Genomic DNA, 11,749 nt, shown 5'->3' with positions numbered 1-11,749 from the left:
GATCAAAGGGGTCAGTTTTAAATTGCCGTTGACAGAGTTCTTGAAAGGCTGGCAGGGCTATCTAGTCTGTGATGATTACAGTGGTTATAAAGCACGCTTCAAATCAGGCCAGGTCATTGAGGTGGGCTGCATGGCCCATGCACGTCGTAAATTCCATGAACTGCATGTGACCGGGAAAAGTCAGGTCGCTGAACAGGCATTAGTGCTGATTCAGAAACTGTATGCCATAGAAGCAGAACTCAGGAAAAAGACGGATGGTACAGCGGAAGACCGCCGCGAATACCGACAACAGCATAGCCAACCGGTGATGCAACAACTATATGAATGGCTCAACCAACATCATCTGACGGTGCCATCGAGTTCTCCCACCGCCAAGGCCATCAATTACACTCTGAAGCGTTGGCCAGCCTTAAGCCGTTATCTGGATGATGGCAATCTACCGATATGCAACAATTGGGTAGAGAATCAGATGCGTCCCTGGGCGTTGGGGCGCAAGAACTGGCTGTTTGCAGGTTCGCTGCGCAGTGGTCAGCGAGCGGCGAATATCATGACTTTAATCCAGTCAGCAAAGCTGAATGGCTTGGATCCGTATGCCTATTTAAGTGATGTGCTGAAAAGGCTGCCGACACATAAAGTGACCCAAATTGAAGAATTGCTGCCGCACCGCTGGAAACCTGAATCGAATTAAAAAAAGCTATGGGGTTCAGCGGATGCTTACTGTACTGAAAAGGCTGCCGACGCATAAAGCGACCCAAATAGAAGAATTACTGCCACATCGCTGGAAATCCAACTCAAATTAAAAAATAGGCATGGGGTTCAGCGGACGCTTACATTTAATTTTTCTAGCCCGTTGAAAAGCATTACAATTGATCGCCATTTGTTCAATATTTGAAGGAAGTACTTGTAATAACTGTTGAAAATGAATCATGATACGCCACGGTAGTTGTGTTTTGTGTTAGCGCATTAATAAATACAACCACCTTTTTTATTTTTCAAGCGATAATTATAATATATTTCAACAATTTAAGCCTTAAGTTGGCGCGTATGCCATCATGGGTCTTATGCACCTTGTTCTTCATATCATAAAATTTTTCATCGGTGCCATAGAGATCAATAGCTACATACTTCAAAAGCCCTTCCCAATTAAAAGAGTTATTTAAATATCGAAGACTTAGACCAGTACCCACAAATAAAACTGGGTGATTCTTGTAACTACTAACAAACTCAAAAATGTCCATAACTTAACTTCTAAATTGTTGTTCTGAAGATAAGCACATCTTATATATTAGAAACAATTCAAGCAATTTGATAATTAGTATTTCAAAATTAAATATTTTTTGCTTACTACAGGCTTACGTTGCATAACCCTAGAAACAACAAAGCCCTGAATATGTCAGGGCTAAGTCATTGATATTTGGCGGAAGCGGTGAGATTCGAACTCACGGAGGACTCGCGCCCTCGTCGGTTTTCAAGACCGGTGCATTAAACCGCTCTGCCACGCTTCCATGTGGGCCATGATACGAAGCTTTTGATTTGATGACAAGTAAAAAATACCACTCAAGCACTCAAGTGAATATTGTTTCACCAAATCAGCGCTAAAGTTCATCAAAACAACAGCATAGCCACCTCACTTTTTAAAGTTTAGCAGCCAATTCAGCCCCTTCACGAATCGCACGTTTTGCATCTAACTCTGCAGCAAGCTTTGCACCACCAATAATATGATAGTTAGCCAAAGTATTTTCATCTGCCGCAGGCATTAAATCTTTAACCGACTCCTGCCCTGCACAGACTACAATGCTATCTACACGTAACAATTGGTCTTGACCTGCCATTTCAATCCACAAGCCTTCATTGCTGATGGCTTTATATTGCACACCACGTAGCATACGCACCGCATGTTTTTTCAACTGTGCACGATGTACCCATCCTGAAGTTTTACCCAAACCTGCACCTAAAGCTGTCGTCTTACGTTGCAATAAATAAATTTCACGGACTGGGGGATGAACTTCTGGAGCAAGCATACCACCTTCAGTCACATAGTTAGGATTCGGATCGACTCCCCACTCACGCTGCCAATCTGCCAAAGGCTGCGGTTGTGGCTGATGTTCAGGTTTCAGTAAAAACTCCGACACATCAAAACCGATACCGCCTGCACCAATCACAGCGACTTTTTGTCCAACAGGTGCACCACGTAATACTTCTGCATAAGACAATACTTGCGGTGCATCGCTGCCTTCAATTTTTAAAGCACGTGGTACTACACCTGTTGCAATGACCACTTCATCAAAACCTTCACGTTCGAGTTGCTCGCGGTTGACTTTGGTATTTAAACGCAAATCGACCCCAGTTTTTTCAATTTGCACTTTAAAGTAGCGAATGGTTTCGTGAAATTCTTCTTTGCCCGGCACGACTTTTGCCAAGTTGAATTGACCGCCCACTTCGTTGCTGGCTTCAAATAAAGTCACATGGTGCCCACGACTAGCAGCAACTGTAGCAGCAGACATTCCCGCAACACCACCACCGACAACTGCAATACGCTTCGGTTGCTTGGTTTTTTCATAGACCAATTCAGTTTCATAGGCTGCACGCGGATTGACCAAACAAGTCGCACGCTGATTTTTAAAGGTATGATCTAAACACGCTTGGTTACAGGCAATACAGGTGTTAATTTCATTGACACGATTGGTCGCAGTTTTATTGACCCAAAACGCATCTGCCAACAATGGTCGTGCCATTTGAATCATATCAGCTTTACCCGCTGCCAATATTTCTTCTGCAGTATCAGGCATATTAATACGGTTGGATGCAATTACAGGAATCTCAACGTGTTTTTTCACTTCTGCGGTGTAATCAACAAAAGCTGCGCGTGGCACAGAAGTCACGATGGTTGGAATGCGCGCTTCATGCCAGCCAATCCCTGTATTGAGCAAGTTCACACCCGCATGCTCTAAGGCTTTGGCAACGGTAATCACTTCGTGCATGGTATTGCCATCGTGGACTAAATCCAGCATCGACAAGCGGAAGCAGATAATAAATTTTTCACCCACTTCGGCGCGAATGGCTTTGACTACTTCTAAAGCAAAACGCATACGGTTTTCAATCGTACCGCCCCATTGGTCTTCACGCTGATTCACATGACGGCTTAAAAACTGATTCAGTAAATAGCCTTCCGAACCCATAATTTCGACACCATCGTAGCCTGCCATTTTGGCTAAACTAGCTGTTTTCGCATAATCTTCAATGGTATTTAAAATTTGTCTTTCACTCATTTTACGTGGTTTAAATGGTGAAATTGGAGATTTAATCGGACTTGCAGACACCACAAATGGTTGATAACCATAGCGTCCTGAATGCAGAATTTGCATTAAAATTTTCGCACCATGCTTATGTACGGCATGTGTCACTAATCGATGTGGTGCAACATCGCCCAATGTATTCATAGTACCGCCCGCAGGCAATAACCAGCCTTGACGGTTAGGTGAAATACCACCTGTAATAATTAAACCCACGCCACCTTTGGCACGTTCGCCAAAATAAGCAGCCAGTTTTGGATAATTATAAAAACGATCTTCCAAACCCGTGTGCATTGAACCCATCACGACACGGTTTTTAATGGTGGTAAATCCTAAATGTAATGGTTTTAGAATATTTGCATAGCGAGTTGTCATGATGAGTCCTTATATAATGAGCTTTGCAACTTGTTGCATGAATACTTTAACCGATTTTTATAAACTGTTTATGACTCTAAAGTTCGACTGTGTGGCGCAAACGTCAATTTATAGGGTCTGTTGACACTTCTTCTATGTTTGCGACGTGAGAGATATATCTCGCAAGGTTTTTTAGCTGATATAAGGCATGAGGCAGGAAATTTAATCATTCTAAATGACTGACTCATAACGCAATAGCAGCAAAAAATATGCTTGTCCCCTTGCGCAGCAAACAAAGCAGTGCTTTGTTCTTGCTCATGTGGCTAAAACTTTCTCAGATTGCGTTATGAAACTTGGCAATAGACCCTAACTATTCTTGATATAAACTTGATATAAAACCGCCCAAAAGTAAAAGTGATTTTATTCTGCACCATCCCAATTGCAGGTTTTGATCTTCAACATCTATACCAAGTTTGCCATTTCTAAATGAAAATTTAAGCCTGAACCTGATTTTTTTATCAAATGCGCTTTTTTAACGAAAACAAGCATTTTAAAGAGTGCTATAATTTGCAGTTTAGAATTCTCCTTGGCCACCAAATGTGGTGCCTATTTTAAAAAAGTTAGGACTAGCAATGACTGATAATGCAACTATCTTGCAGAATGTACCAGTAGGCAAAAAAGTCGGTATCGCCTTTTCTGGTGGTCTAGATACTTCAGCTGCTTTATTGTGGATGAAGCAAAAAGGCGCTGAACCATATGCGTATACCGCAAACTTGGGTCAGCCAGATGAAGATGACTATGATGCCATTCCAAAGAAAGCCGAAGAATACGGTGCGGTAAAAGCAGTCTTGGTTGACTGCCGTATGCAGTTGGCTTTGGAAGGTATTGCTGCCATCCAATGTGGTGCATTCCATATCAGCACAGGCGGTATACCTTACTTTAACACCACCCCGCTTGGTCGTGCAGTAACAGGTACAATGCTAGTGACTGCCATGAAAGAAGATGACGTAAACATCTGGGGTGATGGTTCAACCTATAAAGGTAACGATATTGAGCGTTTCTATCGTTATGGTTTATTGACTAATCCTGCGCTTAAAATTTATAAGCCGTGGTTAGACCAAACCTTTATTGATGAATTAGGCGGTCGTGCGGAAATGTCACAATTCCTTATCGACAATGGTTTTGACTATAAAATGTCAAAAGAAAAAGCTTATTCAACTGACTCAAACATGCTAGGTGCAACACACGAAGCGAAAGACCTTGAGTACCTAGATGCTGGCATCAAAATCGTTGATCCAATCATGGGCGTGGCGTTCTGGAAAGATGACGTTGAAGTTAAAGCCGAAGAAGTGTCGGTTACCTTTGAAGAAGGTATGCCAGTTGCATTAAACGGTCAGCGTTTTGAAAACCCTGTTGAGTTGATTCTTGAAGCGAACCGTATTGGTGGTCGTCATGGTTTGGGGATGTCTGACCAAATCGAAAACCGTATTATTGAAGCAAAATCTCGCGGTATTTATGAAGCACCAGGCATGGCGTTATTGCACATTGCTTATGAGCGTTTGGTTACGGGTATTCACAACGAAGATACTATTGAACAATACCGCATTAACGGTTTACGTTTAGGTCGTTTATTGTATCAAGGTCGTTGGTTCGATTCTCAAGCGTTAATGTTACGTGAAACTGCGCAGCGTTGGGTGGCTAAAGCAATTACTGGTACAGTGACTTTAGAATTACGTCGTGGTAATGACTATACCATTATGAACACTGAATCTCCGAACCTCACTTATGAAGCTGAGCGTTTAACTATGGAGAAAGGTGATTCAATGTTTACGCCAATGGATCGTATTGGTCAGTTAACTATGCGTAACCTAGACATTACCGATACACGCGCTAAATTGGGTCTTTATACCAATTCTGGCTTATTGTCGATTGGTTCAGGTTCTGCAGTGCCACAATTGAAAGACAAAAACAAATAATCACTTGGTGATGATTTTGTGAAATCGAAAGCCGCTCAAATTGAGCGGCTTTTTTATGTTTGTTTAAACATGAGGACTAAACAATTCATACTAAATGAAAGCTGCAATAGAAAAATTTACAGCACTTCTTCCACCTGCAAAGTGTGGTAATAAATTTGATTACGTCCCAACTGTTTCGCACGGTACAAGGCTTGGTCTGCACGTTGTAAGAAATCGCTTTTAAAAATGTCCGCCTCACCTTTATAGACGGTAAAGCCCAAACTGATGGTGACATTACTGTCAACCAAAGATTGACTATGTGGAATCGCTAAACGCTCAACCGCTTTAAAAATATTGGAAGCCACAGCATACGCACCATGCGCATCGGTTTCTGGCAATAACACCACAAATTCTTCACCACCATAACGCGCAACAAAATCCATGTGACGAATTGAGTCTTTAATGGATTTGGCAATCGCTGAAATGACTTCATCTCCCTTTTGATGCCCATAATGATCGTTATATTTTTTAAAAAAATCGACATCGATAAAGAGTAAAGACAATGGCACTTCATCATGCCGTGCCTGTTCGAAATAGCTGTCCAGCATTTCATCAAAAGTACGTCTGTTGGATACTTTAGTCAGCGCGTCATGCTGACTTAAATGCAACAATTCTTCAGCATGAATACGGTTAATTTTTTCACTAAGTCGGGCTTGGTGCATGACCAAAAAAATCATCCGCTCACGGGTACACAGCATTTTACTGATTAAAAAACCCACTACCGTACTGCCAACCAACACCCGCCCCATCACCATCACATCAATTGGAATATACAAGGTTAATAGCATAATCATGGCAACCACAGCCGCCATTAACCCAGTCAGCAGCATGTGAAACGGCTTCACCCCCGTCAGTACAAAACCCATAATATAAATCATGCTGATGATCATCATGGCTTGGTGTCTAAACACTTCGGTATGCACCGTCATGGTCAGCCAGGTCATCGACACAATGGCCCAAAAAATCATAGCCATGGCGGCATAGGCATAATACGGGCGCAAAATTTTATAATGGGCAAAAAAGAACAGGGTCAGTAAGCAAAACGCGCCATTGACCAAGCCTAGTAAAGAGTGGATAAAATCGTGTTTAAAAAAATTACGATCAATAATCCAATAATCCCCAGTAATCATCAGCACGGTGATAATAAAGTAGATGAGTACGCCCGACCAAAAATATTGGTTAATGTTGTGCCGAGCTTGTTCAAGATGCTGTTGCCAAAACTCAACTTCCAGTTGTTTCGGAAAAACCTGCCCCGCACGTTTACGTTGACGTTTAATCAACTCTTCATTTTTTTCTTTGTCGTACTGTAGCTTGGCTAACTTATATTTGTATTCCATGGATGCTTTAAATTCCATTTAATCACGATTGTTGCACAGCAAAACTGTAACAACCTGAATATAATTTTTTTAGTGGTTTAAAAATAACACAATGTCGAAACAATTAATTCAGGCATTTCTATTTTTTATGGCTTTCGACGTTACCATTTTAACATTTATAGATTATCATCTGTTTTATTTTTCAGACTGGCAGCGCCTTGAATACGATTACTCTTATCCAGCCAGATGACTGGCATGCTCATTTACGTGATGGTTTAGCACTACAACGTACTGTTCCCGATCTTGCCAAGCAATTTTCACGCGCAATTTGTATGCCTAACCTTGTTCCACCAGTAAAAACGGTAGAAGAAGCGGAAGCGTATCGTGAACGCATCATGGCACACGTCCCTGAAGGTGTAAATTTTGATCCGCGTATGGTGTTGTATTTTACCGATCAAACCTCTCCCGAAGAAGTCAAGAAAATTAAAGCCTCTGCGCATGTGAATGCCATTAAACTTTACCCTGCTGGCGCGACCACCAATTCAGACAATGGGGTGAGCGACATTCGTAAAGTATATGCGGTGATTGAGCAACTTGAAGAACAACAAGTGCCATTATTACTGCACGGCGAAGTCACGCACAATCATGTCGATATTTTTGACCGTGAAAAACGTTTCTTAGATGAAGTGCTTTCACCATTATTACAACAATTTCCAAACTTAAAATTGGTGCTTGAACACATTACGACCTCTGAAGCAGCGCAATTTGTTTTAGAACAAGGCCGTAATGTCGCAGCAACCATTACCCCACAACATTTATTATTTAACCGTAATGATATGTTAGTAGGTGGCGTAAAACCGCATTTCTATTGTTTGCCTATTTTAAAGCGTCAAACCCATCAACAAACCTTATTAGAAGTCGCAACTAGCGGAAATCCTAAATTTTTCTTAGGGACAGATAGCGCACCGCACTCAAAAAATGCCAAAGAAAATGCATGTGGCTGTGCAGGCTGCTATAGTGCGCCTACGGCAATTGAGCTTTATGCACAAGCTTTTGATCAAGTTGGACGTATTGACCGCTTAGAAGGCTTTGCAAGCTTCTTTGGTGCAGATTTTTATGGTTTGCCGCGTAATACCAACACCATTACTTTGGTGAAAGAAGAGCAAATCATTCCAACCAGTTTAGACTACTTGGATGGTGAACAAATTATTCCGTTATATGCGGGTAAAACCATTCAATGGAGAAAAGTGTGACAGATACAACTTTGCCCGTGATGGGGCAACGTTTTCGTGGTTTTTTGCCTGTGGTGGTCGATGTGGAAACCGCAGGCTTTAATGCCCAAACCGATGCTTTGTTGGAAATTGCTGCCATTCCAATTATTTATGATGCGGATGGCAAATTTGTACCAGGTGAAGCGTATCATGCGCATATCAACCCGTTTGAAGGGGCAAATTTAGACCGTCGTTCGTTGGACTTTATTGGGATTGATCCTTTCAACCCTATGCGTATGGCTATGGCTGAAGATGAAAAAACCGCATTAAAACGGATTTTCAAATCAGTCAATGAAGTGCGTCGCCAACAGAATTGTACCCATGCCATTTTGGTCGGTCACAATGCGCATTTCGATTTAGGCTTTGTACAAGCAGCCATTGCCCGCACAGGCACGAAAAACCAAAACCCATTCCACAGCTTTTCAGTGTTTGATACAGTGACTTTAAGTGCGGTGATGTTTGGTCAAACGGTGCTGGCAAAATCATGCATTCAGGCAGGTATTGAGTTTGATGGCAAAGAAGCTCATTCAGCTTTATACGATACGCAAAAAACTGCAGAGCTGTTTTGTTTTATTCTAAATAAACTTGCGCCGCACATGGTAGAGAACTTACTCAACACAGATCAATAATACGATTTGTACTCGAACATTGAGATGTTTACAGGATGACAGACTGCGTTTGTCGTCCTGTTTTCTTTTTAGTGTTGTGGTTTTGATTCGTGCTTTTCAACCACAAGACTGAGCATCAAAATGATTTTTACTGCGAATCAGCTTTTATGCATGCAGTCTTTTGAGCTGGCTTTGGTTATAATGGCAATATTCCAATTTGTGTTATTGATTCTGCCATGTTGAAAAAAATTGTCTTGGTTTTGGTCATTCTCGCGCCTTCTGCGTTGTATCTTTATATTGTGAATCGTGAGCCTGCTCAACCTAAACCAAGCACTCAACCCGCAGCCACACAAACAACAACCACTGAAAAGCAATATCAAACCCCTGATCATTAAAATGATGCACCGTATTCAAATTTACATGCACTGATTTATTTTTAAAGATGTATTATTTTTTAAGCAAATAACAAATAGTGCGGCAGTTTTTTTAGATTCAGGTTTGACACTGTCGCTAAAAATTCATAATATACGCATCACCTCGCAACGTCCCTATCGTCTAGAGGCCTAGGACATCGCCCTTTCACGGCGGTAACCGGGGTTCGAATCCCCGTAGGGACGCCATTTATCGTGCTATACGATCATTTCTAATCCAAATTTATTATTTCAAGATTGCAGATTTGTAGTTTTTCTCTACAATACTTCGCTTCATTTCATTTTTTCTCCTATCACTTATGCCGTCATCGAATCATCAAAATGATGCTGTGCATCAAGGCAATACTATGCCTTTAAAACGTGCGATGAGCACTCGACATTTGGTTATGATTTCACTGGGCGGTGCTATTGGCACAGGTCTATTTTTAGGCTCAGGTGAAGTCATTGCACAAACAGGCCCCGTTGGCGCCATCATCGCTTATATTTTTGGTGGTTTAATTGCCTATATGGTGATGCTGTGTTTGGGCGAGCTTGCCGTACACATGCCTGTTTCAGGTTCATTTGGGGCATACGCCAAACAATATATTGGACCTGGCACGGGCTATACCATCACTTGGTTATATTGGCTCACGTGGTCGGTCACTTTAGGCACAGAATTTACCGCCGCTGCGTTGCTAATGCAGGAATGGTTCCCGCATATTTCCATGTGGATTTGGACACTGATTTTTGGTGGCGTTGTATTTGGTTTGAATATGATTTCCACGCGCTTGTTTGCAGAATCTGAGTTTTGGCTATCTTTGGTCAAAGTCGTGACTGTCATTGCCTTTATCGTTTTGGGTTTAATGGCAATTTTAGGTGCTGTGTCTTATCAAGGTTATACCTCTGCACCTTTATTTAGCAATTTAACCGCACAAGGTTGGTTTCCTGAAGGGCTATTCCCTATTTTTGCAACCATGTTAATTGTTAATTTCGCCTTTTCAGGTACAGAGTTGATTGGTGTTGCCGCAGGTGAAACCAAAGACCCTGCCAAAAACGTGCCTAAAGCAATCAATACCGCAATTTTCCGTCTGTTGATTTTCTTTGTAGGTACCATTGTGGTGATTAGTGCCTTGCTACCACATCAGGCTGCAGGTTTGGCTGCAGAAGGTGTAAGCAGCAGTCCTTTTGTAACGGTGTTTAATCAGATTGGTATTCCTTATGCGGAAGATATTATTCGTTTTGTGATTATCACAGCGTTACTCTCTGCAGCGAACTCAGGTTTATTTGCAGCTTCACGAATGATGTGGTCGCTCTCACACCAAAAGCAATTACCACAGATTTTTTCTAAGGTGAATGCGCGTGGTATTCCTTATATTGCAGTCATGGTCACCATGCTCGGTGCAATGCCAGGTTTATTGTCTGAACAATTTGCGCCTGAAACCATCTTTAAAAACCTCTTGGGTGTGGCTGCATTTACCATGGTCGTGGTCTGGATGAGCATTTGTTTAAGCCAGTTTAACTTCCGTCGCCAATGGTATAAACAAGGTAAAACCGTGCAGGACTTAGGTTTTGCTGCACCGCTATTTCCAATAGTGCCTATTTTAGGTTTTGTGTTCTGTTTTATTACTTGCTTAAGTATGGTGTTTGACCCTGAAATGCTGGCAGGTTTTATTGGCTGTATGATTTTTATTGTGTTGTGCTATCTCAGTTATTACATGATTTATCACAAAAAATCATAATGCTTTTTTAGCGATGATGTAAAACAATAGGGGCGATCTTCGGATTGCCTTGTTTTTTGAGTTGTGTTGATTAGCAATGAATACTGCAAAATACAAAGAAAATCATGCTGCTCTAATAAATGTGTCCATTTAAAAATAACTTGAAAAGCATGATTTTTACCGCTTCAAACGTATCACGACAGCAGAATAGTTTTAATTTTATTCAGTTGAACATTTTTTTCAGAATTATTGCAGAAAAGCGTTTGACACCCCCCCTTATACGCCCTATTATACGCCCACCTCTGAAACGTCCCTATCGTCTAGAGGCCTAGGACATCGCCCTTTCACGGCGGTAACCGGGGTTCGAATCCCCGTAGGGACGCCAATTTCAGAAGTAGATATTTTTTTAAGTCCCTATCGTCTAGAGGCCTAGGACATCGCCCTTTCACGGCGGTAACCGGGGTTCGAATCCCCGTAGGGACGCCAATATTCTCAACAACTGCATTGGTTGTTACATGGTTTAAAAATATAAACTTCTATTTGTCCCTATCGTCTAGAGGCCTAGGACATCGCCCTTTCACGGCGGTAACCGGGGTTCGAATCCCCGTAGGGACGCCATATTCGAGATGTTTACATCTCAACAAAAAGCCCAATCAATATGACTTGGGCTTTTTGCTATCTAACGCATTAGTTTTATATTTCAATCTGTGCGGACTGATTCAAAAACCATAGTTTAAGCTTTGAATCCGTCCACTGAGGTTTGA

General features: G+C 41.7%; 7 protein-coding genes, 5 tRNA genes and 1 pseudogene. 10 read left to right on the top strand and 3 right to left on the bottom strand.

Going from position 1 to position 11,749, the window contains the following annotated elements:
• Positions 1-34 precede the first annotated feature (34 nt).
• Positions 35-688 (top strand): annotated as a pseudogene (locus tag FTU09_RS07840) (IS66-like element ISAba25 family transposase); the annotation flags it as partial.
• A gap of 727 nt (positions 689-1,415) precedes the next feature.
• Here FTU09_RS07840 and FTU09_RS07835 read toward each other — a convergent pair.
• Together FTU09_RS07835 and FTU09_RS07830 are read right to left on the bottom strand one after the other, a co-directional pair.
• Positions 1,416-1,505, bottom strand: a tRNA-Ser gene (locus FTU09_RS07835).
• A gap of 129 nt (positions 1,506-1,634) precedes the next feature.
• Positions 1,635-3,668: an NADPH-dependent 2,4-dienoyl-CoA reductase gene (locus FTU09_RS07830; RefSeq protein WP_004972684.1), complete on the bottom strand. Its 2,034-nt coding sequence runs from the start codon at positions 3,666-3,668 to the stop codon at positions 1,635-1,637.
• Between the two features lie 611 nt (positions 3,669-4,279).
• Here FTU09_RS07830 and argG point away from each other — a divergent pair.
• On the top strand, positions 4,280-5,623 hold the full coding sequence (argG, locus tag FTU09_RS07825; RefSeq protein WP_004972682.1) for an argininosuccinate synthase: 1,344 nt from the start codon (positions 4,280-4,282) through the stop codon (positions 5,621-5,623).
• Between the two features lie 116 nt (positions 5,624-5,739).
• On the opposite strand, the gene FTU09_RS07820 is transcribed toward argG, so the two are convergent.
• Positions 5,740-6,999 carry a GGDEF domain-containing protein gene (locus FTU09_RS07820; protein ID WP_096902183.1) on the bottom strand — a complete coding sequence of 420 codons (1,260 nt, stop codon included), beginning with the start codon at positions 6,997-6,999 and terminating at the stop codon, positions 5,740-5,742.
• 197 nt (positions 7,000-7,196) lie between these two features.
• On the opposite strand from FTU09_RS07820, the gene pyrC reads away from it, so the two are divergent.
• The 8 genes from pyrC to FTU09_RS07780 all read left to right on the top strand — a co-directional run bounded on the left by pyrC (position 7,197) and on the right by FTU09_RS07780 (position 11,603).
• The gene (pyrC, locus tag FTU09_RS07815) at positions 7,197-8,231 is read left to right on the top strand and encodes a dihydroorotase (RefSeq protein ID WP_004972678.1); all 1,035 of its coding nucleotides are present in this window, start codon (positions 7,197-7,199) and stop codon (positions 8,229-8,231) included.
• Positions 8,216-8,878: a ribonuclease T gene (rnt, locus tag FTU09_RS07810; protein ID WP_096902181.1), complete on the top strand. Its 663-nt coding sequence runs from the start codon at positions 8,216-8,218 to the stop codon at positions 8,876-8,878. Before pyrC ends, rnt begins: the two co-directional genes overlap by 16 nt.
• Before the next feature lie 215 nt (positions 8,879-9,093).
• Complete coding sequence (locus tag FTU09_RS07805) at positions 9,094-9,252, top strand: hypothetical protein (RefSeq protein ID WP_004972674.1); 159 nt, start codon at positions 9,094-9,096, stop codon at positions 9,250-9,252.
• Between the two features lie 149 nt (positions 9,253-9,401).
• Positions 9,402-9,477: transfer RNA gene (locus tag FTU09_RS07800), tRNA-Glu, on the top strand.
• 110 nt (positions 9,478-9,587) lie between these two features.
• Positions 9,588-11,006, top strand: coding sequence for an amino acid permease (locus FTU09_RS07795; protein WP_026438458.1), 1,419 nt, complete (start codon positions 9,588-9,590; stop codon positions 11,004-11,006).
• Between the two features lie 288 nt (positions 11,007-11,294).
• Positions 11,295-11,370: transfer RNA gene (locus FTU09_RS07790), tRNA-Glu, on the top strand.
• 25 nt (positions 11,371-11,395) lie between these two features.
• Positions 11,396-11,471, top strand: a tRNA-Glu gene (locus tag FTU09_RS07785).
• 56 nt (positions 11,472-11,527) lie between these two features.
• Positions 11,528-11,603 (top strand) — tRNA-Glu (locus tag FTU09_RS07780).
• Positions 11,604-11,749 lie beyond the last annotated feature (146 nt).

Source organism: Acinetobacter sp. YH12058 (assembly GCF_013419805.1).
GTDB lineage: Bacteria > Pseudomonadota > Gammaproteobacteria > Pseudomonadales > Moraxellaceae > Acinetobacter > Acinetobacter towneri.
Note: the sequence above shows the minus strand (reverse complement) of the source record. Positions and strands in the feature narration are given on the sequence as shown.